22 protein-coding genes are annotated in these 25,705 nt (G+C 67.1%); 12 read left to right on the top strand and 10 right to left on the bottom strand.

Going from position 1 to position 25,705, the window contains the following annotated elements; genetic code table 11:
• Positions 1 to 2: 2 nt before the first annotated feature.
• The 8 genes from TX76_RS07975 to TX76_RS07940 all read left to right on the top strand — a co-directional run bounded on the left by TX76_RS07975 (position 3) and on the right by TX76_RS07940 (position 10,698).
• Positions 3 to 1,439, top strand: a complete 1,437-nt coding sequence (locus TX76_RS07975) for an MmgE/PrpD family protein (protein WP_228842336.1) — start codon at positions 3 to 5, stop codon at positions 1,437 to 1,439.
• Positions 1,440 to 1,554: 115 nt separating this feature from the next.
• Positions 1,555 to 2,955, top strand: a complete 1,401-nt coding sequence (locus TX76_RS07970) for an MmgE/PrpD family protein (protein ID WP_049901539.1) — start codon at positions 1,555 to 1,557, stop codon at positions 2,953 to 2,955.
• An 84-nt stretch (positions 2,956 to 3,039) separates the two neighbouring features.
• Positions 3,040 to 3,810, top strand: a complete 771-nt coding sequence (locus TX76_RS07965; protein WP_049901327.1) for an IclR family transcriptional regulator — start codon at positions 3,040 to 3,042, stop codon at positions 3,808 to 3,810.
• 753 nt (positions 3,811 to 4,563) lie between these two features.
• The gene (locus tag TX76_RS07960; RefSeq protein ID WP_049901325.1) at positions 4,564 to 5,325 is read left to right on the top strand and encodes an IclR family transcriptional regulator; all 762 of its coding nucleotides are present in this window, start codon (positions 4,564 to 4,566) and stop codon (positions 5,323 to 5,325) included.
• A 123-nt stretch (positions 5,326 to 5,448) separates the two neighbouring features.
• The gene (locus TX76_RS07955) at positions 5,449 to 6,153 is read left to right on the top strand and encodes a cyclase family protein (RefSeq protein WP_228842335.1); all 705 of its coding nucleotides are present in this window, start codon (positions 5,449 to 5,451) and stop codon (positions 6,151 to 6,153) included.
• A gap of 79 nt (positions 6,154 to 6,232) precedes the next feature.
• Entirely contained in the window at positions 6,233 to 7,450 is a 1,218-nt protein-coding gene (locus tag TX76_RS07950; protein ID WP_049901323.1) for a CaiB/BaiF CoA transferase family protein, read from the top strand.
• A gap of 123 nt (positions 7,451 to 7,573) precedes the next feature.
• Positions 7,574 to 8,116: a (2Fe-2S)-binding protein gene (locus tag TX76_RS07945; RefSeq protein ID WP_049901321.1), complete on the top strand. Its 543-nt coding sequence runs from the start codon at positions 7,574 to 7,576 to the stop codon at positions 8,114 to 8,116.
• Positions 8,116 to 10,698 carry a xanthine dehydrogenase family protein molybdopterin-binding subunit gene (locus tag TX76_RS07940; RefSeq protein WP_049901319.1) on the top strand — a complete coding sequence of 861 codons (2,583 nt, stop codon included), beginning with the start codon at positions 8,116 to 8,118 and terminating at the stop codon, positions 10,696 to 10,698. Before TX76_RS07945 ends, TX76_RS07940 begins: the two co-directional genes overlap by 1 nt.
• Positions 10,699 to 10,733: 35 nt before the next feature.
• On the opposite strand, the gene TX76_RS07935 is transcribed toward TX76_RS07940, so the two are convergent.
• The 3 genes from TX76_RS07935 to TX76_RS07925 form a co-directional block, all read right to left on the bottom strand.
• Positions 10,734 to 11,234, bottom strand: coding sequence for a CoxG family protein (locus TX76_RS07935; protein ID WP_079890782.1), 501 nt, complete (start codon positions 11,232 to 11,234; stop codon positions 10,734 to 10,736).
• Positions 11,231 to 12,151 (bottom strand): FAD binding domain-containing protein, encoded by a 921-nt coding sequence (locus TX76_RS07930; protein ID WP_049901315.1) that lies wholly within the window; start codon positions 12,149 to 12,151, stop codon positions 11,231 to 11,233. The genes TX76_RS07935 and TX76_RS07930 overlap by 4 nt, the downstream gene beginning before the upstream one ends.
• Before the next feature lie 137 nt (positions 12,152 to 12,288).
• Positions 12,289 to 14,178: a CocE/NonD family hydrolase gene (locus TX76_RS07925; protein WP_049901313.1), complete on the bottom strand. Its 1,890-nt coding sequence runs from the start codon at positions 14,176 to 14,178 to the stop codon at positions 12,289 to 12,291.
• A gap of 213 nt (positions 14,179 to 14,391) precedes the next feature.
• On the opposite strand from TX76_RS07925, the gene TX76_RS07920 reads away from it, so the two are divergent.
• The 4 genes from TX76_RS07920 (at position 14,392) to TX76_RS07905 (ending at position 19,393) form a co-directional block, all read left to right on the top strand.
• Positions 14,392 to 15,936, top strand: coding sequence for a uracil-xanthine permease family protein (locus tag TX76_RS07920; protein ID WP_228842334.1), 1,545 nt, complete (start codon positions 14,392 to 14,394; stop codon positions 15,934 to 15,936).
• 84 nt (positions 15,937 to 16,020) lie between these two features.
• Entirely contained in the window at positions 16,021 to 16,437 is a 417-nt protein-coding gene (locus tag TX76_RS07915; protein ID WP_049901535.1) for a hypothetical protein, read from the top strand.
• An 82-nt stretch (positions 16,438 to 16,519) separates the two neighbouring features.
• A complete protein-coding gene (locus tag TX76_RS07910) occupies positions 16,520 to 17,953 on the top strand; it encodes a dihydroorotase (protein ID WP_049901311.1) in 1,434 nt (477 codons plus the stop codon).
• A 429-nt stretch (positions 17,954 to 18,382) separates the two neighbouring features.
• A complete protein-coding gene (locus TX76_RS07905; RefSeq protein WP_049901309.1) occupies positions 18,383 to 19,393 on the top strand; it encodes a phosphate signaling complex PhoU family protein in 1,011 nt (336 codons plus the stop codon).
• Positions 19,394 to 19,440: 47 nt separating this feature from the next.
• Here the strand turns inward: TX76_RS07905 and TX76_RS07900 are convergent, their stop codons facing one another.
• Genes TX76_RS07900 through cbiB form a run of 7 tightly spaced genes read right to left on the bottom strand, consistent with a single transcriptional unit; the run spans position 19,441 to position 25,698 of the window.
• Positions 19,441 to 20,964 carry a cobyric acid synthase gene (locus tag TX76_RS07900; RefSeq protein WP_049901307.1) on the bottom strand — a complete coding sequence of 508 codons (1,524 nt, stop codon included), beginning with the start codon at positions 20,962 to 20,964 and terminating at the stop codon, positions 19,441 to 19,443.
• 5 nt (positions 20,965 to 20,969) lie between these two features.
• On the bottom strand, positions 20,970 to 21,686 hold the full coding sequence (locus TX76_RS07895; protein WP_049901305.1) for a cob(I)yrinic acid a,c-diamide adenosyltransferase: 717 nt from the start codon (positions 21,684 to 21,686) through the stop codon (positions 20,970 to 20,972).
• A 57-nt stretch (positions 21,687 to 21,743) separates the two neighbouring features.
• Positions 21,744 to 22,460, bottom strand: coding sequence for an adenosylcobinamide amidohydrolase (locus TX76_RS07890; protein WP_049901304.1), 717 nt, complete (start codon positions 22,458 to 22,460; stop codon positions 21,744 to 21,746).
• Complete coding sequence (locus tag TX76_RS07885) at positions 22,453 to 23,472, bottom strand: aminotransferase class I/II-fold pyridoxal phosphate-dependent enzyme (RefSeq protein WP_049901302.1); 1,020 nt, start codon at positions 23,470 to 23,472, stop codon at positions 22,453 to 22,455. Before TX76_RS07885 ends, TX76_RS07890 begins: the two co-directional genes overlap by 8 nt.
• Positions 23,469 to 24,059 carry an NTP transferase domain-containing protein gene (locus tag TX76_RS07880; RefSeq protein ID WP_049901532.1) on the bottom strand — a complete coding sequence of 197 codons (591 nt, stop codon included), beginning with the start codon at positions 24,057 to 24,059 and terminating at the stop codon, positions 23,469 to 23,471. Before TX76_RS07880 ends, TX76_RS07885 begins: the two co-directional genes overlap by 4 nt.
• Entirely contained in the window at positions 24,059 to 24,805 is a 747-nt protein-coding gene (gene cobS / locus TX76_RS07875) for an adenosylcobinamide-GDP ribazoletransferase (protein WP_049901300.1), read from the bottom strand. The genes TX76_RS07880 and cobS overlap by 1 nt, the downstream gene beginning before the upstream one ends.
• The gene (gene cbiB / locus TX76_RS07870) at positions 24,796 to 25,698 is read right to left on the bottom strand and encodes an adenosylcobinamide-phosphate synthase CbiB (protein ID WP_049901298.1); all 903 of its coding nucleotides are present in this window, start codon (positions 25,696 to 25,698) and stop codon (positions 24,796 to 24,798) included. Before cbiB ends, cobS begins: the two co-directional genes overlap by 10 nt.
• Positions 25,699 to 25,705 lie beyond the last annotated feature (7 nt).

The raw sequence follows: 25,705 nt of genomic DNA, 5'->3' as shown, positions 1-25,705 counted from the left end.
TCGTGAGCGACGACGCTCGGCACGCCGAACGCACTCGGCCGAACGACGGGGCAACGGGGGGTGGAACGGCCGAAGACGGAACGACCGACGACGACCATACCCGCCGCCTCGCGGCGTGGGTCGCGGAGCTCGATAGCGAGGACGTCCCGCCGTCGGTCGAGGATCGCGTCGGGCTCGTGGTCGCCGACACCCTCGGCGTGATGATCGGCGGCGCGAGCGACGACGCAGTAGCGGGTCTCCGCGAGGCCTGGCGCGAGCGGTCGGACGACACCGGTGACGCGACGGTCCTCGCCGCCGATTCCGGACGAGCGAGCCGACACCGTGCGGCCTTCCTCAACGCGACGAGCGGCACCGTTCTGGAACTCGACGAGGGGCATCGGTTCGCCGCGGGCCACCCGGCGATCCACGTGCTCCCCGCGCTCCTCGCCGAGGCCGAAACGCGCTACGCCGACCGCGAGGCGTTTCTCACTGCTTTCGTGGCGGGCTACGAGACCGCCGTCAGGGTCGCCGAGGCGGTCCAGCCGCTCGCCGAGGGGTATCATCCACACGGCGTCTGGGGGGTGGTCGGGGGTGCTGCCGCCGTTTCCCGGCTCCGGGATTACGACGCGGCGACGACCCGGACGGCGCTCGCGATCGCCGCCAACTACGCCCAGCACACCCGCTTCGCGGCCGCGACGGCGGGGGCCACGGTCAGGAACTCCTACGCAGGGATGAGCAACCTCGCTTCGCTGATCGCGGCGGATCAGGCGCAGGCAGGCTTTTCGGGGCTCGACGACGGGATCGCCGCCCACCTCGCGCCAGCTAGCGCGGCGGGCGTCGCTCGCGAGCACCTCGCCGCCGACCTCGGCGATCGGTGGACGCTCTCGGAGGGGTATTTCAAGACCCACGCCGCCTGTCGGTACACCCACGCGCCGCTCGACGCGCTCGACGGGATCGACGGGGAGCCGGCGGCCGAGGAGGTAGAGGCGGTGGTCGTCGAGACGTACGCTGCGGCCGCGAAGCTCGACGATCCTCACCCCCGAAACGCGCTCGCGGCGAAGTTCTCGGTGCCGTTCGCGGTCGCGACCGCGCTCCGCACCGGCTCGACCGATGCCGAGACGTTCACGAACGACGCCGTCGCCCCGGAGACGCTCGCGCTCGCCGAGCGCGTGGCGGTCCGGGTCGACGAGGAGATCGACGCGCGAGCGCCCGACGAGCGCGGGGCCCGCGTGACGGTGACGCTCGCCGACGGCACCGAGGCCAGCGCCGAGGTACGACACGCGCGCGGCGGCGAGGCCGACCCGTTCGAGCCGGCGGAGCTACGCACGAAGTTCGCGTCGCTGGTCGCTCCAGCGATCGGCAGCGAGCGAACCGACCGGCTCTGGACGGCGGCCCGCGACCCCGCACCGCCACGGGTGCTCTGTGCGATGGTCCGCGGCGGCGAGCATCCGGAGCGATGAGCTGTCGCCGTCCGCGACCGGCCGGCGGATCCGTGGGCGCTCGCTCGCGGAACCGATCCGGACGCCGCTGTCCGTCGCGACCGGTATCCAACCACCGCTGAAAACTGCCGACATCATGACCGACAACACCGAACACGCCGTGCGCGAGTGGGAAGCGCACGTCCACGAGTTCCTCGACGAACCGATCCCCGACGACGTCCACGCTCACGCCGCGACGACCGTCGGCGACGTGCTCTGTGCGATCGTGGCCGGCTCCACGGCCCCCGGCGTCAGTGCGGTCGGGGCGAACGCCGAGTTCGGCGACGGCCAGGCGTCCGTCCTCGGGACCGCCCAAACCACGACGCCCGAGGCCGCCGCACTTTGCAACGGAGCGGCGGCGATCGCTCAGGAGACCGACGAGGGCCACGACACGGGCGGTCACGTCGGGAGCGGGATCGTCGCTGGCGGCCTCGCCGCGGCGGAGGCGGCCGACGTGAGTGGCGCGACGTTCGTCGACGCCTGTGCCCGCTCGTACGAGATCTGTGTTCGGCTCGAACGTGCGATCTTCGCGATGAAGGACCGACTCAACGACGCGACGCCGTGGCTGCTCCGCGATCCCCACGCGGCGTGGACCACAGTCGGCCCGGCGCTGACGGCCGCGCAGTGTTTCGGCGCAAGTATGGACGAACTCCGCGAGACGTTCCGGATCGCGGCGAATCTCGCGGTGGTCTCGATGCACGACCCCTACGAGGAGGGCCCGCCCGCCCGGAACTTCACCGCGGGCTTGTCGGCTCAGGCCGGTGTGAGCGCCGCACGGACCGCCCTCGCCGGGCTGACCGGCTCGGCGAGCGCGATCGGTGTCGTGTACGACCCGTTCGAGTCGTTGCTCCCCGAAGGCGAGTTCGCGGAGGGGTTCGCGTCGCTCGGCGAACGGTGGGAGATCACCCGGAACTACTTCAAGCCGTACCCGTCCTGTCGGTACACCCACCCGCCGCTCGACGCGCTGCGCGAGGCCATCGAGGCGAACAGCTCGGAGAACAGAGTCGATCCCGAAACCGTGGAGTCGATCGAGATCGAGACGTTCGCCAACGCGACCGACATGGCGAACCCCGCCCCGGAGAGCTTCACGGCCGCGAAGTTCTCCACGCCGTACGTCCTCGCGCGCTACCTCGCGAGCGGCGACCTCCGGCTGGAGCATTTCTCGCCGACCGCCATCGCGGATTCCGAGGTACAGAAACTCGCCGAGCGTGTGCGTCTCGTGCGGGCGGAGCGCTTCGACGAGGCGTTCCCCGAAGCGTGGGGTGCGGCCGCGACCATCGGACTCGCGGACGGCACCGAGCTCTCTGGAGAACGTTCGTTCCCCAGAGGCGATCATCGCGATCCGATCGACGAGTCGACGCTGCGGGCGCGACAGCGCGAGCTGCTCGCACATGGACTCGGCGAGAGTGACGTCGAGCGGGCGACGAACGCGATCGCGACCATCGACTCGCGGCCCGTGCGCGAGGTGACGACCGCACTTCGGATCGAGACGACGTAGCTCGGTTCGGTCCAGGGGAAATACGGTTCGCTCGTGGGGAACGAAACGACAAGAGCTATTACGCCCGTAGGTTCATGAGGAACCATGACCGAGGAATCGGCCGCTACGAAGAAGCGAATCGGCGCTACCGAAACGTCGTTCTCCATCGCCGAACTGCTTCGGGATCACGACGGAGCGACCATCACGACCCTGGCGGCGGAGACCGGCCGATCGAAGAGCACGGTGCACAATCACCTCCAGACGCTGCGGGAGTCGGGATACGTCGTGAAGGACGAGGGCACCTACTACCTCGGCCTGGGATTCCTCGACCTCGGCAACGCCGCACGGAAGCGGTGGAACCTCTACGAGATCGCCAAGCCCGAGATGGACGAGCTCGTGAGTGCGGTCGGCGAGCGAGCCCAGCTGATGGTCGAGGAGCAAGGGCAGGGGGTCTACATCTATCAGACGAAGGCCGAAGGTGGGGTCCGAACCGACTCACACATCGGTGCGACCGTCGATCTCCACGCCACCGCGGTCGGCAAGTCCTACCTCGCCCACCTCCCGACGGACGAACTGGCCGATCTCCGCGAGCGACTCGATCTCGGCGAGCGAACGGATCGAACGCTCACCGACTGGGACGAGCTCGAAGCGGAGTTCGAGACGATCCGTGAGCGGGGGTACGCGTTCAACGACGAGGAACGGCTGATCGGGATGCGGGCGGTAGGTGCGCCGGTCCTCGGCGACGACGAGGTGCTGGCGGCGGTCAGCGTCTCCGGGCCGACGACGCGCATGAACGGCGAGTGGTACCGCGAGGAGGTTCCCGAGATCGTGACCCAGGCGGCGCGGATCATCGGGATCCGAGCGACGTACCCCTGACGCTCGTCCCCCTACGACGGTCTCGATCGGACCGAGCCAGGGAGTGCTACCGCCTGGCGAACCGAAGCCGATGCTCAGCGTCCGGATCACGGTTCGATAACAGCAGTAGTGTTGTTACGCTCTCCGTATCGTGACGATATGCGATGAGTCGATCTCATGAGGTGGGAGCAGTCGTGACACAAGTAGACTCTGTCGCAGGGCCCGGATCAGGCACGATCCCGGTTCTTCCGCTCGTTCTGGTTCCGTCCTGTAGAACGGACTTTCTACAGAGATCGTCCATCGGAAGGTGTTCTCCGGCTTCGTCGATCCAGTCACGACCGACGAGAACGCACGGTGCGCGGCTGCTTCTGGTTCGCTATCGTTCGTTCCGTTTCTCCAGTGCGGGTTTCGCGAGGTGTCGTCTGTCGTCGTGATTCTCATGTCACGCGCAAACACTCATCACGACTTGTTCCACATGGCGGAACACTTTGATAGTTCTCCGTGGCAGCACACGAACTGTTTGGTAGACGAACGTGTGCCTCTGCCACGCTACACCGGCGATCGACGGGAACCACGAGATCGTCGATCTCGATACAGATCACGGGACTACGAGGGTTCTATCTCGCTCACACTCTGTTCCGTATCATGGAACGTCCTCTAGTGCCCGATATCACGTCGAAGCTGGAAGAAGCGCGTCTTGAACGGGTATGCCATGTTCGATATTCGTCCCACGATGCGGAACGTTTAGGTGGGTTCCGGGACACACTCCCACACATGACGACGGATGGCAAAACGATCGGCGCGGTCGGGCGGACGCTCGACGTAGTGGAGTTCCTGCGCGAGCACGGGGTGGCGACGCCGTCCACTGTCGCGACCGAACTCGACGTGAGCAAGAGCACGGCCCACCGCCACCTCCGAACGCTGGAGGACCGGGAGTACGTGGTCGAGCGCGACGACGGGTTCCACCTCGGGCTCCGATTCCTCGACCTCGGGGAGTTCACCCGGCGGTATCGGCCCGAGTATCGCCTCGCGAAGGAGAAGGTGGTCGAACTCGCCGACGAGGTCGACGAACGGGTCCAGTTCATGGCCGAAGAACACGGACGGGCCGTCTACGTCCACCAGCACTCGGGTCGCCACGCGGTCGAGGCTGACACCCATCCCGGCAAGCGCGTCCCGATCCACGCGAGCGCGGCCGGGCTCGCGATCCTCGCCGAACTGCCTCCCGAGGCCGTCGATCGGATCGTCGATCGCCACGGTCTCCCGTCCGTCACCGGGAAGACGCTCTCGACGCGCGAGGCCTTAGAACGCGAGCTTCGAGCGACCCGTGAACGGGGGTACAGCGTCAACGATCAGGGGATCATCGAGGGGCTTCGCGCCATCGGTGCGCCGGTGACGGGACCCGACGGCGGGGTGCTCGGCGGGCTGAGCATCTCCGGCCCGATCCACCGGATGGAGGGCGAGCGACTCGACGAGCGGATCCCCTCGCTCCTGCTCGGTGCGACGAACGAACTCGAACTCAACATCGCGTATCAGTAGTCGAGCAGGACTCCCTCACGGACGGCTCGGTTTTTTATACGAGGGGCGAGAACGGAGAGAGCGTATGCTAGACGGCTACGAGATGCACGACCTGACCCAGCCGTGGTGTGAGCACACGCCGGCGTGGCCGACCTACGACAACCGAAGGTGTGGTACGAGAAGAGCCTCGACACCGAGAAGGTCAACGGCCAGAAGATCGAGTTCATGAACCACACCGGGACTCATCTCGACGGCGAGAAACACTTCGACGCGAGCGGCCGGGACATCGAGAGCATGCCGCTCGACGAACTCGTCGGCGAGGCGGTCGTCGCGGACATCTCCGACGAAGTCGGGGACTACGACGTCTACACCAGCGAGATGATCGAGGACGCCGTCGACGTTCGCGAGGGTGACATCCTCTTCGTCCATACCGGCTACCAGAAACACGGCTGGCACCGCGAGGACGCCGACCCGCACAAGTTCTTCTGCAAGCATCCCGGCCCGAACGCGGAGTTCGCCGACTGGTGCAAGGAGAAGGGGCTCAACTACCTGATCCTCGACTGCGGGAGCGCCGACCACCCGATGAACACTGTCGTCCGGGACGTGCGCCCCGAACTCGCCGACGAGGCCGCGGACCACCTCGACGTCGACGATCTCGACGAGATCTTCCCGCCGGAGGGCTACCAGCTGATGCACACCGAACTGTTCCCCGAGGGGATCGTCCACGTCGAGAACGCCGAGGTCCCCGAGGAGCTCCTGAACGAACGGGTGCAGATCGGAACCTTCCCGTGGCGGTTCCGTGGCGGCGAATCGAGCGTCTGTCGGTGCGTCGCGTTCACCGAGGCCTGAGCGGTTCCCGCTATCTCGCCCGCGGGCGGCGGGTGCTGGCGGGCAACGCTTTTCACACCACGGTGCGCCGGATACGATCATGGACGCTTCCGGGTACGTACTGGACGGTGTGTCCGTCCTCGACCTCTCGACGTTCGTGACCGGCGGGTTCTGTTCGCTGATGCTCGCGAACCAGGGCGCGGACGTGGTGAAGATCGAGCGGCCGGACGCGGGCGACGACATTCGCCACTCCGGACCGCCCTTCATCGACGGCGAGTCGCCGTACTACTGGTCGGTCAACTACGACAAGCGGAGCGTCGAACTCGACCTGAAGAGCGACGCGGGCCGCGAGGCGCTGTACGATCTCGCTGGCGAAGCCGACGTGTTCATCCAGAACTACCGGCCCGGAACGGCCGAACGGCTCGGCGTCGACTACGATCGGATCGCGGCCGAAAACGACGCAATCGTCTACTGTGCGATCTCCGCGTTCGGTCAGACCGGTCCGTGGCGACAGCGACCGGGCTACGACCTGCTGGTCCAGGGACTGAGCGGGATCATGGACGTCACCGGCGATTCCGACGGTCGGCCCGCCAAGGTCGGACTACCCATGACCGACCTCATCACCGGGATGTGGGCCGCGTTCGGGATCGTCACCGCGCTCTACCGGCGCACAGCCACCAATGAGGGCGAGTACATCGATCTCGGGATGCTCGACGCGACCCTGCCGTGGCTCACCAAACAGGCCGGGAAGGTGTTTGCGGGCGAGGATCCCCAGCGGATGGGAACCAAGGATCCAGTACTGGCTCCCTACCAGACCTTCCGGACCGCCGACGGTCACGTCAACGTCGCCTGCCTCAACCAGAAACTCTGGCGAGCGTTCTGTGGAGCGATCGACCGCGAGGAGCTTGCCGAGGACGAGCGGTTCGTGACCAACGCCGATCGGGTCGACTCGATGGACGAACTCGAAGCCGAGATCGAGCGAACGCTATCTGATCGACCGACCGACGAGTGGCTGGAACGGTTTCTGGAGTCGGGCGTGCCGGCTGCACCGGTCCAGGGCGTCGAGGACGCGCTCTACAACGAACAGACCGCCGAACGCGACGTCGTGGGCACGCTTTCAGACGACGGCGAACGCGAAGTGCCCGTCGTCGAACATCCGCTCAACTTCGAACACGCGACGAGCGGCTTTCGCTCGCCCCCGCCGCGTCTCGGCGAGCACACCCGCGAGGTCCTCCGTGAGGCCGGCTACGACGAAGCGACCATCGACCGGCTGTTCGATCGCGGCGTCGTCGGCAGCGGGACCGACGCTGCAGAGTGAGCGCCATCGCCGACCGTTCGTCCGGCGCTCCAACCGAACGTTCAAACCGCCGGAAGCGGAAGGGACCCGCCACCGCGAAAAGCTTTATCACGGCAACGGTCCACACTCCCGTAGTGATCGATCATGAGTGCTGATACGCCTGGCGACGCCGCGAGTCGACCGACGCGCGAGGTCTCGCTCGCGGTGAACGGCGAGACGGTCGAGGCCGATGTCGAACCCCGGCTGAAGCTCTCCGATTTCCTCCGGAACCACTGCGGCCTCCGCGGAGTCCGGGTCGGCTGCGAGCACGGCGTCTGCGGGGCGTGTACGGTGAGCCTCGACGGCGACATCGTGAAGAGCTGCCTCGTCTACGCGGTCCAGGCCGACGGTCGCGAGATCGGGACCGTCGAAGGACTCGCCGAGGGCGGCGAACTCGGTCCCGTGCAGCGGGCGTTTCACGAGGAACACGCGCTCCAGTGTGGCTTCTGCACCAGCGGGTTCGTGATGGCGACCCGCGACCTCCTCGAACGGAACCCCGACCCGTCCGACGAGGAGATCAGGAAGGGGCTCGCGGACAACATCTGTCGGTGTACGGGCTACCAGAACATCTACGAGGCCGTCCATCGGGCCGCCAACGAGATGGATGGGACGGCTTCTGACGACGAGACGGACCCGGAGGCGGACTGATGTCGGGAGCCGAGCCGGGCCCCGAGTCCGCCCCGGAACCGGGTGGCGACACGAACGTGGACGAGCGGGCGGAGTCGTTCACCGGCTCGGGACTCGAGCGCGTCGAGGATCACCGTATTCTCACCGGTGACGCACGGTACGTCCACGATATCGCGCCGGAGGGCTGTCTCCACATGGCGTTGCTGCGGACGACCCACCCCCACGCCGAGATCGAGTCGATCGACACGAGCGCCGCCGAGGATCATCCGGACTGCGAACTCGTGCTGACCGGCACGGACCTTCAAGAAGAGTACTATCCGATGCCCTGCGGTCTCCCCGGGTTCGAGGAGTGGTCGCTCGCGGTCGATCGCGTCCGCTTCGTCGGCGAACCCGTCGCGGCGGTCGTCGCCACCGACCGGTACGCCGCGGAGGACGTCGTGGACGCGATCGACGTCGAGTACGAGACGCTCGATCCCGTGGTCGATCCGCGCGACGCGCTCGACGACGAGACGATCATCCACGAGGACGCGGGTACCAACGTCCCCGACGGCGAGGAGTTCGTCTTCGGCGACGTCGACGGAGCGTTCGCCGACGCCGACCGTGTGATCGAAGGGTCGTACTCGTGGGGCCGGATCTCGGGCGTGCCGCTCGAAACCGCCGGCGTCGTCGCCGAATACGACACCGAGGACGACGCCTTCGCCATCGACTGCAACATCCAACTCCACACGCTGGTCGACGACACGGTGTACGAGACGCTCGGCTATCCCCCAGAGCGAGTCTCGCTCGACGTCCCGGCCGACGTCGGCGGGAGCTTCGGGACGAAGATCGCCATCCATCGGTACTGCTGTCTCGCGGCGATGGCGAGCCAGCAGCTCGACGGCACTCCTGTAAAATTCGTCGAGGACCGCGTCGAGAACCTCCAGGGCGGGGACATGCACTCGACCCAGCGCGAGTACGAGGCCAGGCTCGCGGTCGATAACGATGGGACGATCCGCGGGCTCGACACGTGGTTCGTCGACGACTTCGGCGCGTGGCCCCACTATCCCGTCAACCAGGCGCTCAAACCCCTCTCAGTGCTGACTGACGCCTACGACATCTCCCATGTGCGGTACGACTACGATCTCGTGCTGACGAACAAGACCTCACAGACCGCGTATCGGGGATTCGGCGTCCCGCCGCACCTCTACGCCATCGAGATGATCGTCGACGAGGCGGCCCGCGAACTCGACCTCGATCCTGCCGAACTCCGGCGAATCAACTTCGTCACGCCCGACCAGATGCCCTACGAGATCCCCTCGCACAACATCTACGACTCGGGGGATTACCCGGCGGCGCTCGATCACCTCCGGGATCGCGTGGAAGAACAGGAGGCCGTCGACGGCGGCCTCCTCGATCCGGACACGATCGAGGAACGCCGGGAGGAGGGCCTGTATCGTGGGGTGAGCTACACCCTCCACATCGAGCCGGGCGTGAGCGGCTCGGACTGGACCGACCGTCAGCGTTCCGACCGCGATGCGCTCGCGGAGCGCGACCGCGAGGACGTCGCCGAACTCCCCGAACACCTGCGAGGGGAGATCACACGCGACGGCACTGTTCGAGCCTTTCTCGCGACCGACTCGTCGGGTCAGGGCCACCAGACCATCGTCACACAACTGCTCGCCGACGAACTCGAAGTGCTCCCGAGCGCGATCGAGGTCGAGTATCTCGACAGCGTGGCCGCCCCGACCGAGTACGGCAGCGCGGCCTCCCGGATGGCGGTGATGCTCTCGGGAGCGACCCAGGGACTCGGTGAGGTGCTGAAAACGAACCTCGAAACCCTCGCCGCCGAGGAGTGGGGCGTCGACGAGGACGGGGTTCAGTACCGCGATGGGGCGGTCGAGCGCCGCGACGGCGACGACTCGCTCGATCTCGCGGCCCTTGCCGAGATCGACGCGGCGGGCGGGCGCGGTAGCGACCGACTGACGCGGGCGAGCTACGACTACGAGCATCCCGCCGCCGTGCTCCCGGAGTTTGACGAGGCGCTCGCGGGCAAGTTCCCAGTCTATCCGACCGCAGCGTTCGCGGTCAACGCGCCGATCGTCGAGGTCGATACGCGAACGGGGGAGGTCGAAATCCTGAAGTTCTACACGCTCCGGGACTGTGGGACCCAGCTCAACCCCGTCATCGTCGAGGGCCAGGCCCACGGCGGCATCGCCCAGGGCATCGGGGCTGCTCTGATGGAGGAGTTCGGGTACGACGAGTCGGGCCAACCGCAAGCTGTGACGTTCTTCGATTACCTCCTCCCCTCGATTGCGGACGTCCCGGAGATCGACATGGACCACTCCGAAACCCCGTCACCGTTCACCGCGACCGGCGCGAAAGGCACGGGGGAGGGCGGGATGATCGACGCCCCCGCGAGCATCGCGTCGTCGATCAATCGAGCGCTCGAACCGCTCGGCGTCGTCGCCGATCGAATCCCCGCGACGCCGAACCGGGTCCACGACTGGGTCCGCGACGCGGGGTCGAGCGACGAGCCAACGGCCACGGAGGACGTTGAGGGTGAAGCGAGCGCGGAGACCGATGGCGGCGTTGGCGACGCTTCGAGGGAAAGACGGGGCAGCTAAGGGGGTGCGTTCGTCTGCACTCGCGGCCCCGTACGTCAGTTTTCGAGCGAGGCTTCGGCCTCGGGTTTGGCTTCGAGCTTCGATTCGGCAGGAACGCCCTCGTCGGCCTTCGCTTCGAGATCCTCGAAGAAGTTGTTCACGATCCGGCCGGCGACGCTGCCGAGCGCGCGCTGACCCATGCTGGCGATGAGGCCGGCGACGTTCGTGTGGGCCTCCCACGTGGCGATCGTGCCGTCACCGTCCTCGACGAGATTCATCTCGGTGACGGCCTCGAAGGAGTTGCGGCTGGCGTCGCCGCCGACCTCCATTTCGAGGGTCTCGGGCGCATCGGCCCGTGTGACCGTCATGTCGACGTCGAACGTCGGCTTGACGCTGCCGACACCGACCGTGATCGTCGCCGACAGCTCGCCGGGCGATTCCATCGTGATCTCGTCACAGCCCGGTGCGCAGTCGGCGAGGATCTCAGGGTCGGTGAAGTAGTTCCAGAGCTCGTCGCGTGGGTGATCGGACGTGAACTCGCCGTCGAATTCCATCATGATGTCGTGGTCTCCGTGGTATCCGCAGCGTCGGTTGCGCGTTCGTACGCCGTTTCGAGCGAGCGCCGGGTGTACTCGCCGGCCAACTCCTCTTTGTACGCCGCGTCGGCGTGCATCTCCTCGCCCGGTTCGGCGGCCTCACTCGCGGCTTCGGCGGCCGCTGTGAGGGGTTCCTCGCCGAGCGATTCGCCCTCGACGGCTGCCTCGGCGTCCTCGACGCGAAGCGGGACGTCGGCGGCGTTCGCGAGCGCGAGCCGTGCCTCTTCGACGACGGGTGCGGACGCGTCGGGGTCGTCGACCCGGACGGCCGCGGCCGCGCTGATCGTCGGCCACGTCTGAGCCGCGGGCTTCTGTTCGAGGAAGGCCATCCCGGTCCGGTCGACGGGGAACGGTCCCCGGTCGACCGAGACGCCGGTGATCAGCTCGTCCTCGGCGAGATCGGTGAACATGTACGCGATGAAGTACTCCGACGCCGCCACGGTGCGCTCCCCGTCGGCCGAGGCGATGTGAAGGTCGCCGTCGAGCGCGGTGAGCACAGTAGGATAGTTCCCCGCGGGATCGGCCTCGCCGACGCTCCCGCCGATCGTGCCGAGGTTGCGGACGCTCGGCCCGGCGATCTGTTCGGCCGCCGCCGGGAACATCGGGAGCGCGTCGGCGAGCGCGCCCGAGGTTTCGATGGTCCGGTGGCTCGTCAGCGCGCCGATTGCGACCCGTTCGGCGGCAACGTCGACGTAATCGAGGTCGTCGACACCGTTGAGGTCGACGATGTGTGCCGGCGTCGCGAGGCGGTTCGCCATCACGATGCCGAGCGACTGGTTGCCCGCCATCAGCTCGGCGTCGTGCTCGTACTCGGCGAGGAGGTCGGTCGCCTCCGCCACCGACGACGGCTGGTGGTACTGGAACGCGGCCGGTTTCATCCGGCGTCACCGCCCGTCGGCGACCGATTCGTTTCGCGTCGGTTGTTCGTGTGACTCATACGAACACGGTTCTCCCGTAGCCCCACCGCGAGTATAAGTGTTGCCGTGAAATCCCGAACTGTCCGTCCCTGATCCGATCAGGTCCGTCGAACCGGCAGCTCGATTCGGGTCGGATGATCGACGCTGTGGTGGACGGTGTTCGTCGCGACCCGGTACTCGCGGTCGCCGTAGAGCGGACCGCCGGTGTTGTGGTTCACGTCGAACCGGGGGAAGTTCGACGAGGAGACATCGAGCCGGATCCGGTGGCCCGCCGCGAAGACGTTCGCCGTCGGATAGGGTTCCATGGCGAACTCGTAGACCTCGCCAGGTTCGACGGAGTCCGGTTCGTCGCGGTAGCCCCGGTATCGCGCCCGGCAGATCGAGTCCGCGAGGTTGAGCGCGAACCCGTTCGGAAAGGCTTCACTGGGCGGGTACTCCTCGATCAGCTTCGCGGTGAAGTCGGTGTCGGGGGCGTCGGTTTCCCCGTGGACCCGGACCTGGATCGGGCCGACGATCTCGACCGCCTCGTCGAGCGGCGGTGTGCGGAAGACGAGGACATCATCGCGGTGTTCCAGCGGGCCGTACGGCGGCTCCGCGCCGAAGGTGTCCCCGCGGGTGCGCTGATCGAACCCACCCCGACCGGTGATGTCGTGGAGGTTGCGTTCGGCCAGTGGGTACTCGATCAGGTTCTCGTCGCGGGGTTCGTAGGTGATGTACGACGAGCAGTTGCCGCCGAGGGTCGGGACCGGATCTTTAGGATCGAACTCGTAGCTCGTCGCACCGCCCTCGGAATCGGGTTTAGCGATCGCGAGCGTCCCGTCGCCGTGGGCGTAGTAGGTGGTGTGCTCGATGTCGCTCGGGGGCCACTCGTCGGCCGTCGACCACTCCCCACCGTGGAACAGCCGACCGTCGGTGGTCCGGCCGCCGTCGCCGGTGCCCATCCGGAAGAACTCCACCGTGGCCTGGTCACTCCACGAATTCTCGCCCTTGAGGTAGTGATCGAAGAAACGCAGGCGGGTCTCCTGATAATCGCGGAGCGCGGCCTCGCCGAACGCGAGTTCGCCGGAGTAGGGCTTGTTCCACGACGGCAGCGGATAGCCGTTCCAGCCGTGGGTCCACGGCCCCATCAACAGAAAGTGGTCCGAATCCTTCCGCTCGACGAGCGCCGCGAAGTTGTCGCAGGTCGCCTTCGTGTAGGAGTCGTACCACGCGCCCGCGTACACGGTGGGCACGTCGGCCATCCCGTCGTAGTGGCGCTCGAAGTCGATTCCGGGGGATTGCCAGAGCTCGTCGCTCGCCGCGCCCTGCGTCATGATGTCGAACGCCCACTCCTCGTAGTTCGAGATATGCCGGAGTGGGGACTGTCCTCGATGGATCGGTCCGTCGGCGAGCACGTCCCGGACATCGACGTTCGCGAGGCGCGCCTGAACGTCGGAGTCCTCTAGCGCACGCTTTGCGAACCCGCCGCCGAGGGTGAGCGCCCAGCACAGCCATCGGAGTTCGAACGCGCCGTTATGCCGGAAGGTCGCTTCCCTCCCATTGGCGGCCCCCTGGTTCACGAACATCGCTTCGAGGTGGGGTGGGTCCTGGGTCGCGAGCGCGCTCTGGACCCACGCCCCGTAGGAGGTGCCGATCGTCCCGACCTGGCCGTCACAGTACGAACGGTCGGCGAGCCATTCCACAGTATCGTAGCCGTCCTCGGGTTCGTTCACGAAGATGTAGTACTCGCCCTCGCTGTCGAACCGACCGCGACAGTCTTGGATCGCGACGACGTAGCCGCGCTGGGCGTACCACTCGCCGTGACGCTCCATCCGCCCCCGTTTTCCATAGGGCGTCCGGTCGAGCAGCGCCGGTTTCGGATCGTCGATCGGTTCGTTCGTGTCCGGGTCGGCCGGTCGGTAGATATCGGTCGCGAGCGCGATGCCGTCGCGGGTCTCGACGGGGACGTTCAGTTCGGCGTGGACCCCGTACTCCGGTTGACTGCCCATACCGACACCGTCTCCCAACGACGACAAGTAACTTGCGTCCGGATCGACCTGCCCGCTCGAGACCACAACGATTGGCGACTCGCCGGTGAGGGGATCGGTTCCGCTCGCCGCTCGTGACGACAACCCATAGTTTTATACCTCTGTTTGACATCCTTTCGCGAGAAGGGAACAAGAGATGGCATACCACAGTCGAGACGCCGATCGGGGGCAATCATGAGCAGCGAGACGGGTAGCGGGGAAACGAAGGCGCACGAGAGCAGCATGGTCGAGTACGGGATCGACGACAAGCCGCCGCTCGGCCAGTCGGCGCTGCTCGGCGTTCAGCACTGGCTGACGATGATCGGCTCGACGATCGCGATCCCGCTCGTTCTCGCGGGAGCGATCGGGTTCGACGCCGCCCAGACCGCCCAGCTCGTGGCGACGTTCTTCGTGGTCTCGGGAGTCGCGACGCTCGCCCAGGCGACGGTCGGGAACCGCTATCCGATCGTCCAGGGCGGGACGTTCTCGATGCTGGGGCCCGCGCTCGCGATCGTCGCGGTGCTCGCGGCGGGTGACGCTGCTCCGACGACGATGATCCGCGAGCTCCAGGGTGCGGTCATCGTCGCGGGTCTCGTCGAGGTCGCGATCGGCTACCTCGGGATCTTCGGTCGGCTCAAGCGGTACGTGGGCCCGCTCGTCATCGCGGTGGTGATCGCGCTGATCGGGCTCGCACTCCTCACCGTACCCCAGATCACCAGCCCGACGAACAACTGGTATCTCGTCGGGCTGACGCTCGCACTCATCGTGCTGTTCTCGCAGTATCTCGACGGCTACTCCCGGATCTTCAAACTGTTTCCCGTGCTGCTGGGCCTCGGCGGAGCGTATCTGCTCGCTCTCGTCCTCTCGGTCACCGGACTCGTTCCCGGTCTCGTGGACTTGAGTCCGGTCGCGAACGCACCGCCGATCCGCGTGATCGTCCCGTTCCAGTGGGGTCTCCCGCTCTTTACGACCTCGTTCATCGCGGGGATGATCGCCGGGATGCTCGCCTCGGCAATCGAGAGCTTCGGGGACTACCACTCCGTCGCCCGGATGGCCGGTGAGGGCGCACCCAACGCGCGACGGGTCAACCACGGGCTCGGCATGGAGGGGCTCGGCAACGTCTTCGCCGGAATCATGGGAACCGGCAACGGCTCGACCTCCTACACCGAGAACATCGGTGCGATCGGCATCACGGGGGTGGCCTCGCGGTACGTCGTTCAGGTCGGCGCGGTCGTGATGATCCTCGTCGGGTTCGTCGGCTACTTCGGGGCGCTGGTGACGACGATCCCGAGCGCGATCGTCGGGGGGTTGTTCCTCGCGATGTTCGCCCAGATCGTCGGGGTCGGCCTCTCGCAGCTCCAGTACGTCGATCTCAACCAGAACCGGAACGTGTTCGTGCTCGGGTTCGGCCTGTTCGCCGGGCTGTCGATCCCGGAGTACGTCACCAACGTCCAGAACGCTTCGGACATCACGCTCGAAGCGGGTCTCGCGAGCGTCCCAGTATTAGGAGTGGTGCTCGGCCTCCCCACGGTCGCCCAGACGATCGGGATCATTCTGGGCACGCCGATCGCCGTCGGCGGTATCGCCGCGTTCGTGCTCGACAACACGATCCCCGGTACCGCCGACGAGCGTGGCCTGACCGCGTGGGAGGAGATCACCGAGGACGACGACGCGTTCACACCGTATCACGCACGGTTCCTCGGCGGGGAGTCGAGGGAACCCGACGTCGCCAACGACTGATCGCCGGTACAGGGCTCCATTTTCATGTCCATGTCCGAGACCGAGTCCCACAACGCGAAAGTGATCGTGCCGCCACGCATCCGCATGAACGACCGCGACGATTCAGACGGTACGACGATCACCCGAATGGGACTCCGGCGCGGCGGCTGGATCGGTTACAACGAGACGGGCGTCTACGTCGATCGGGACGACGAGACGAGGATCAAGATCCAGCACGGAAACATCACGCAGGTCGGTCTCAAGAGCGCCGAGTGGGATCTCGTGGTCATGAGCGTGGTCCTCGTCGGCGTCGGCGTCTTCGTCGGCACGACGCGGAACCCCCTCGTCGGGATCGGGTTCGCTGCCGTCGGGCTGGCGAGTCTCTACTGGAGCTATCGGAAGCGCCACGAGCTCGTCATCCACGTCGAAAACGAACGGAAACCGATCGCGGTCTATCCCACCCATCCTGCGGAGTGTCACGAGACGCTCGCCGAACGAGTCCGGACGAGTGCCGAGGACTGACCGCTCCTGACTGCATCAGCACCGAGTTCACATCGCTCTGCCCCCGACAGTTAAGTTCTCGCGCGTCGAGTGGCGAACGACGATGACACGAGCAGACCTGCGGGTGGTCGATGCACGAGTGGTGACACCAGGCGGCGCGATCCTGGGTGGTGTTGCGGCCGCCGACGGCCGGATCGTCGCGGTCGGCACCGAAGCGAACCTCCCCGACGCCGACCGCGAGATCGACGCTGGGGGCAACTACCTGATACCGGGGTTCATCGATCCGCACGTCCACTGGGGGCTCTCGCGCTACGAGTTCGAGGACTACCACGCAGGTCTCGAACACGACTTCGAGACCGAGACCCGTGGCGCGGTCCACGGTGGGGTCACCACGGTCGTGAACTTCCTGCTCCAGCGCGAGCCGTACCTCCCCGACATGGAGTTCTTCCGCGAGGTCGGCCGCGAGAACTCCTACATCGACTTCGCGTACCACGCGATCGTCCATCAGGACCACCATGTCGAGGAGATTGAGGGGCTGGTCGACGAAGGCATTCGATCGTTCAAAGTATTCTTCAACTGGTACAAGCACGCGAGTCCCGAGCTCGGGATCGACCACTCGGACGCCGGCCGGGTGTACCAGGTGCTCGATACGGTTTCGGACGTCAACGGGGGAGTGGTGATGTTCCACGCCGAGAACGAGGACCTCGCCTACGAGCGCCGGCAGGAACTTCAGGACGAGGGGCGCAACGACCTCGAAGCGTGGACGGAGGCATCGCCGAACGTCGCCGAGGCGATGCAGATCGAGCAGATCGGGCGGCTCACGGAGTACACCGACTCGCGGGCGTACATCGTCCACATGAGCACCGCCGAAGGGGTCGACATCTGCGAGCGATTTCAAGATCGGGGCGTCAACCTCCACGCCGAGACCCTACCGGCCTTTCTCGCCCACACCAACGACAAGGATCTCGGAGTTTGGGGCAAGATCTCGCCACCGCTCCGTAAGGAGCGGAGTAAGACGCGGCTCTGGGAGGGACTCCGGACCGGCGTGGTCGATTATCTGGGGACCGACCACTGCCCCCACAAGATCGAGTTCAAGGAGAAGGGCGAGGGGAAGTACGGCGACATGTGGGACGCGATCCCGGGCGACAACAACGGGATCGAGTACTTCCTGCCGGTGATGATGAGCGAGGGCGTCAACAAGAACCGACTCAGCATGGAGCGAGTGGTCGAGGTCTGTGCCGAGAACAACGCCAAGCGATGGGGACTCTATCCTCGCAAGGGCGCACTCGTTGAGGGTGCGGACGCCGACATGGTGATCGTCGATCTCGAAAAGAGTCGCGTGGTCGACGACGAGTTCTACCACACGATGGAACCTGGCTACTCCACCTTCCACGGCGACGAACTCACCGGCCTACCGACCCACACCATCGTCGGCGGCGAAGTCGTCGTCGAGAACGACGAACTCCAGACCGAGCCAGGCGACCGCGAGTATCTCCCGCGGGGCGAGAACGGCGTTCCGATGCAGAGCCGCGAATAGATCGTCCTCGATCCGCGAAAAGATATAACTGACTAATGCTCTACTTTTCTCCGAAAGACACGCGTCGCATCCCGATATCGGATCGTATCGGTCTGAATTGTGGCTTCTGTTCATTCGATAGCTACCGAGCCGAATCTCGAATCTTGGCATCCGGGAGAGACATCCCGGAGCCGCAAGACGTGAAATCGGCGCTCAAATGGGCTAAAACTCCCTCCAATCCCGACAATGAGATCCATTTGCCGATACTCAGCCGCTCAGAGTGAGATCAAAACAAAGAACTCGAATACTGATTCGCTGGTGTCCCCGACGACGCTCTCGATCGGGCCGTTTCGTCGGGACATCGCTATCTCTCCTGTCGTACGGATCGATATATAGCCGACAACACCCCACATATCAAGCTTGACGGCCACCGTCTCCGACGGACCTGCCATGGAGACGAGGAAGGTCCAGCTCTCGGGTGGGACCACGTACACCGTCTCGCTGCCGAAGTCGTGGGCGACCGAACACCGGATCGACGCGGGGTCGACTCTCCGGCTCCATCCGAAGGGCAACGGCTCGCTCCTCGTCGAGTCGATGGGCAACGGTGGGGGCGACGAGCGCACCGCGAGCGTCGACAGCAGCGGGCTCGACGGGGAGGGACTCGCACGGACGATCCACGCACTCTACGTCGTCGGCGTCGATCGGATCCGGCTCGTCGACGAGACGACCCACTCGACCGAACGGCGGAGCGCGATCACGCGCCTGGCCGGGCGGTTGAGCGGGCTCGAAGTGCTCGAAGCCAGCGACACGGCGGTTACGCTCCGCAGCCTGCTCGACGCGGGGAGCGTCTCGATCCGCAAGAGCGTGCTGCGATTGAAGCTCGTCACCCTCGGCATGCACCGGGACGCAGTGAGGGCGTTCGTCTCCGGCGATCGATCGCTGGCCGAGGCGGTGATCGAGCGCGACGACGAGGCCGACAGGCTGTTCGCGATGGTCACCCGGTACTTCCGGCGGTCGCTCTCCAACCTCGCGGTGATCGACGAGCTCGATCTCTCGCGCGACGAACTCTTCGAGTACTACTACGTCGCCCGCCAGTTCGAGCGGATCGCGGACCACGCCGAGAAGATCGCCCGACTCGCCGGCGAGGACCAATCCGACGACCTCGGCGATGCGCTCGCCTCGCACGCGGACCGCGCACGGACGATCGCCGATCACGCCGCGGACGTCGCGCTCTCGAACGCCCACGTCGAGATGGCGTACGACGCGACCGCCGACCGTGACGAACTCGTCGAGGAGCTCGACGCGTTCGGTCACGAACTCCACGACCGCGACGAACCGGGCGAGATCCATCGGGTGAGCCTCCTGCTCGACAGCATCGAACGAACCGCCGAATACGGGGCCAACGTCGCCGAGATGGCGGTCCAGCGGACCGCCCGCCGGAACGAACTTCCCGAAGTGTAGATCTTCTCGTCGACGAACGAACCGTGATCGGTCCCGGAGATCGACGCTCACTCCAGACCGAGCGCGAGGCCGTCGACCAGTTCCGCAGCCTTCGCGTACGGCGATCGCTCCACATCCGCAGGTCGGGGACGCCGTTTGCCGGCGCGGTGAAACACGCTATCGACGAACGCATCGCGCACGTTCGCGTTCTCGAACAGTCCGTGGAGATACGTGCCGAGGACGCGATCGATCGCGGCGCTGCCCTCACCCAGGGGCCGATCGATGGCCGCGGTGGCGGCAGTCTCGCCCATGTGGATCTCGTACCCCGAGACGGGGCCGCTCGCGCCAGCGATCGGGCCGGATCCGTCGACCTCCCTCGTGACGCACTCGACGCGTTTCTCGGGCGAAAACCGGGTTTCGACGGGCAACAGTCGAAGTCCCTCGACCACCGATCGATCGCCCGTGCCCTCGACGGCGGCGTTCGTGATCCGTTCGCCGAGGATCTGGTAGCCGCCACACAGTCCGACGATCGGGCCCGACACCCTGGCGAGCGCCTCGTCGAACCCCGTCTCTCGAAGCGCCAGCAGATCATCGACGGTGTTTTTCGTTCCAGGGATCACGACCGCATCCGCAGCCACGAGATCGGTATCGAGTGGCACGTAGCTGACTCTGACGCCCGGTTCGCGCGCCAGCGGTTCGAGATCGGTGAAGTTCGAGATCCGTGGCAGCCGGGGAACCGCGACAGTCACCGCGCCCTCGTCCGCCACACCGTCGTCGTCGCCCAGCACGCGACGCTCGTCAGCCGCCGGCAGCGAGACGCTGTCTTCGGCGGGCAGTCCGGGATCGTCGTACGGGAGGATGTCGAGCACCGGAATTCCGGTTTTTCGCTCCAGCTCTTCGATCCCCGATTCGAGGATCGAACGATCGCCACGGAACTTGGTGAAGACGACGCCCATCACTCGTTCGCGGAGGTCGTCGGGCATCAGTTCGAGCGTGCCGTAGGCGCTCGCGAACGCGCCGCCGCGCTCGATGTCCGCGAGCAGCAGGATCGACGCGTCGGCGAACCGCGCGGTTGCGACGTTCGCGAGGTCGCGGTCGTGGAGGTTGATCTCCGCGATCGAGCCCGCCCCTTCCGCAACGATCACCTCGTACTCGGCTGCGAGGCGGTCGTGGGCCGCTTCCGCGGCCTCGCGGGCGCGCTCCCAGTGCTCGTCGTAGTACGCTCCGGCGGCGTAGTGGCCGACAGCCCGTCCATCGATCACGAGTTGACTCTCGGCGTCGCCGCGGGGCTTGAGGAGCACGGGGTTCATGTCCGTCGTCGGCGTGACGCCCGCAGCGCGAGCCTGAACGTACTGCGAGACGCCGATCTCGCCCCAGCCGTCGGTGGATGCCTCGTCGTCCTTGGATGGCCGGCGCTTTGTGCCATCGACGCCGTCGGCAGTCACGACCGCGCGGGCGTTGTTGCTCATGTTCTGGGCTTTGTACGGTGCGACCGCGACGCCCTCGCGCGCGAGGCGGCGACAGAGGCCGGTGACCACCGTACTCTTGCCGACGTGACTCGCGGTGCCCGCGACGAGGACGGTCGAGGTCATCGGTTTCAGTACTCCGTCCCCTTCCGCGCGCGATGGCCCGCGTCGAACGGATGGGCTTCCTTCCGGACGTTCGTGACGAGATCAGCGCGATCGGCGATCGCCGGGCGTTCGTGACCTCCTGTCAGAACGAGTTCGAGGTTTTCGGGTTTGTCGTCGACGAGATCGGCGACCGCATCGGGATCGACGAGATCGCGGTTCGCGGCGTACAGGATCTCGTCGAGGATCAGAAGGTGAACGCCCGCGTCTGGCTCGCCATCGAGCGCGAGCGGCGCGGTCAGGTCGGTCTCACCTGCCGCGGCGACGAGTTCCCGGGCACGTTCGAGCGCGCCCTGAGCGCGGGCGGCGTGCTCGTCGTCGGCCGAGCCGTCGAGCAGGCCGTGCCAGCCGTAGTGACCCGAGTTCTCGTAGGTGAATCCAGGTACGACGTCGATCGCGTTGTACTCGCCGCGGGTCGCTTCGACGCTCGCCGCGCCGCCCTTCATGAACTGGAGGAGATGGACGCGGTAGCCGTGGCCCGCTGCCCGAAACCCCATCCCGAGCGCGGCGGTGGTCTTGCCTTTTCCGTCGCCCCACCACGCCGAGACCAGGCCGAACTCCTCGGGAGCCGACGGCTCGATCGGCTGCGATTCGGGTGTCTTCCCCTCACCGGGGGTTCGGCTGTGCTGTGCGTCGCGGTCGGCGTCGGAACTGTCGGAGCTGTCGTTGGTGGTGTCGTCAGTCATGGCTGTAAAGCAGGTCGCGTGCGGTGGTCGATTCTGTTGACGTCGCGCGGCGAGCGCTCACGGTGAGAACACCTCGGCTCGTCGGTCGGTGACGACGCCGTACTCGGCGTCGGTCACGCTCGAAGGGATTGTGCGGTGCTCGTACCGCGACGCGAGGCTCGCACGCACCGCCTCGCGGACGCAGGCGCGCGCCGCGGCCCCGACCGGGGTCGCGCTGCCGGTGAACTGTGCGGGGTCGCCGTCGGGATCACAGCCTACGACGACCGCGTCGGTGGTCGTCCCCGGAAAGCCCGTCGCCGCGAGCAGCGTCGCGGTCTTCGCCTCGACGGCGACCGCGAGCAGGTTCGCGATCCCGGCGTCGTCGAGTGCTCGCGTCGTCCCAACGACGATGTTGACCGTGCCGACGCCGTCCGGCTCGTCGGCTCGGTCGTCGACGTCGGCATCCCGGACGGGAGACGACGAGGGCTCCTGAGGGAGCGCGGCAGGGTTCGACACGCCTGCGGTGGCGTACGCCACGACCGAGTCGAGCCGTGCGCCGCGGGCGTGTTGCAGGTCGACGCCGGTGAGCAGCGCCGGCCCCGAAAGATCGAACCCGGCCCGATCGCGCCGTTCCGTGACGTAGGTCCCGAGATCCGTCCGACTCCAGCCCTCGGGAACCGAGACGTTGTAGGCGGCGTCCGCGCGCTCGAACCCGCCGTCCCAGCCCGTCGAGAGCCAGTTGGTGTCCCGCTTCGCGAGCTGGAGGACACCAGCCTCGACGCTCGCCTCAAACATCCCCGAGCACCTCGATCAGCCGGTCGTTCTCTGCGGGGAGCCGTACCGCGACCCGGATGTGGGAGTCGAGTCCGCGGAACGTTCTGGCATCTCGAAGCGCGAGACCGCGATTGCGGGCGTGTTCGAGAATCCTGTCGACGTCACGTTCGCCGACGTCACACAGCAGGAACGGCGCGTCCGAGGAATGAACGTCGAACTGCGCGGAGAGCGCGTCACGGAGCCGGGAGCGCTCCGAGCGGACGCGTTCCCGGGTTTCCGCGACGAACTCCGTCTCACGCATACAGTACGCTCCGGTCGACAGCGCGGGCCCGCTCACGTCCCACGGCCGGCGTGTGGCGGTCAACGCCTCTTCGTACTCGCCCGTGGCGACCGCGAACCCGGCCCGGAGTCCCGGCAGCCCGAACAACTTCGTCAGCGATCGCGCGATCACGACGCCCGGCGTCCCGGCGAGCGACGGCCGATCGGTGAACCCCAGAAACGCCTCGTCGACGAGCAGCGGCGTGCCGGCGTCGCGACACCGCGCTACGAACCCGTCGAGGGCGTCGTGGTCGTACGCGTCGCCGGTCGGGTTGTTCGGGTTGCAGACGATCACGAGGGCGTTCTCAGCGAGGTCATCCCTGTCGACATCGAGCACCGCGTCGTGGGGAACGAACGACGGTTTACCACCCTGAAGTCGGACTTCGCGGGCGTACTCGCCGAAGCTCGGGAACGGAACCAGCGCCGAGTCGCCGGGCGAGACCGCGAGATCGACGACGGCGCGAATGGCCGCGAGGCCGCCAGGAGTCGGCACTACCTGGTCGGCCCGGCAGTCGACGTACTCTGCCGCGGCGTCACGGTAGTCAGCCGGCGGCTCGGATGGATACGATCGAGACTCGGCGAACGCGTCGCGGTAGACCGCCTCGACTCCCTCGGGCACTCGGGGGTTGGTGTTGGCGCTGAAATCGACCACCTCTGGATCGTCGCTGCTGCCGTGTGGCGCTCTGCCGACGCCGAGCGCGTCGTCGAGGTTCACGCGAGCGCCTCCGCAATCCGGGCGTCCGCGCGCCGGTTGACGTTGACCGCGAGGCGCTCGTCGTGGCTCACGAGCGTCGTTTCGGTGTCGCCGGCTCCAACGACGTTGATGCCGGTCGGTGCGACCGTTCGTCCATCGTGTTCCATCGTCGTGTCGACGCTCACGCCGAGCGTCCGCTTGAGCGTGACGGGAACGCAGACCGCGAGCGAGGCGCTCTCGTGGGCGTCGAGAACCCGACCGACGCTTTCGCCCGCGAGCAACGGGAGGTCCGCCGCAACCGTCAGCACGGGTGGATCGATCGAATCGAGTGCGACCGTGAGATCGGCGACGTAGCCCTCGCCGGGGGCTTCGACGAACGACTCGACGTGCGGATTGCGGCGTCGAGTGCCATCTCGGGAGGCGTCGGAACGGCCTGGATCAAGGTGCTCACGCGTCCGCGGCGCGTTCGGCGACCCGACCGCGTGGATCGCCTCGATCCGGCTAGCGCGGAGCGCGCCGATCACGCGATCGACCATCGATCGGCCGCCGATCTCGTACAGCGGTTTCTCGGTGTCGGTGTCGAGACGAGTGCCGCGACCGCCGCACATCACCAGTGCGTCCACGCGATCACCCCCACGTGGAGCGCCGTGACGCGCGCGATCTCGTTGGTCGCGCCGAGAACGTCGCCAGTGACGCCACCGAGATGTGCTCGCGCCCACCGGAGTACGACGAGCGTCGCGATCGCGGCAGCGAGGAGCGCTGCCGCGGCAGGGACGATCGCGGGCCACGCGAGGAGGGCTGCCGGCAGGACGAGCAGCCAGACCGGAGTCAGCGCCCGCGGGCCGGCGTTCGTCGTGAACCCCGCGCCGAGTCCGTCGTGGGGAGAGGAGCCGACACAGACCAACGTCGCCATCCCGGCCTTCGCGCCCACCTCCGCGGCGACGGCGAGGAGCACGGCCCGCGCCGGCAGCGCCGCGATCGCGCTCCCTGCGGCGACGAGACCGGCCACGACCAGCGCGACCGCGAGCGCGCCACCGACGCCGAGCGTGGTGTCCTTCATGATCTCGCGCCGCGCGGCTGCGTCGCCGTGGATTACGAGCGCGTCGCCGAGGTCCGCCACCCCGTCGACGTGGTTGATCCCAGTCACGGCGTAGACGCCGACGGCGAACACGATCCCGACGGTCGCCGGCGGGCCTGGCACGAGGAGCGGGAGGGCGACGAGCGCGCCGAGCGGATAGCCGGCGAGCGGGAAGGCGATCGGCCGCTCGGCGAACGCCGTCCACGCGTCGGCGTCGCGCCCGATCGGGAGCCGGGAGAGAAAGCCGAGCGCGCCCCGGAGCGCGGTCAGAACCACGCGATCATCCCCGCGAGGGCGAACGCGCCCAGTCCTGCGATTCCGACGACGCGAACCCCCTCGTGCGCCCGCTCGACGCTCGGCAGGTCGGTATCGGGGTTGAGAACGTACGCGCCGCGCTTTTCGAGGCGAACGTCGAGCGCCGTGGCGAGCGTCGCCATCGGCCAACCCGAGTTCGGCGAGGTGGGCGAGTGGCTCCACTTCTGAGCCTGGAGCAGCGCACGCGGCGATCGACCCGCGACCGCGAGCAGCACGGCGCTCGCACGGGCCGGCACCCACATCACGAGATCGTCGAGTCGCGCGCTCGCCCCGCCGACGGGCTTCGAGCGGTAGCCAAGCATCGAGTCGAGCGTGTTGACGGCCTTCACCCACACCGCGCCCGCCACGCCGACTGCGAGCGAGACGCGCGCGCCGAGCGCGAACGCTACCAGGGGTGCGACCAGCCCATCTGCGAGGTTCTCGGCCGCGCTCTCGACCGCCGCGCTCCGCAACTGTGCCGGGGTGAGATCGTCGGTCTTCCGTCCGACGAGCGCCCGGATCGATCCCCGAGCAGCCGCTGGGTCGGTCGCGGTCAGATCGATCACGTCCTCCGCGACCGACACCAATCGTGCCAGGCTCGTCGTGGCGAACACCACGAGGCCGGCGACCACGCCGCCGACGGCCGGGTTCGCGGCGACCACGAGGGCGGTGGCGAACCCAGCGACCACGGCAGCACCGATCGGGAGGCAGAGCGCGATCGTCGCTCCGACGAACCGCGGATGCGACCACGATCGATCGAGCGGTGCGACGACTCGCCCGAACAACGCGACCGGATGGACGCGCTGTGGGAACTCCTCGAAGACCGTGTCGAGCACGAGGCCCACGCCGAGCGCTCCGACAGCTGTGAGGCTCATCGATCCC

The organism is Halococcus agarilyticus (assembly GCF_000334895.1).
Lineage (GTDB): Archaea > Halobacteriota > Halobacteria > Halobacteriales > Halococcaceae > Halococcus > Halococcus agarilyticus.
This window is presented reverse-complemented; position numbering and strand designations above follow the sequence as displayed.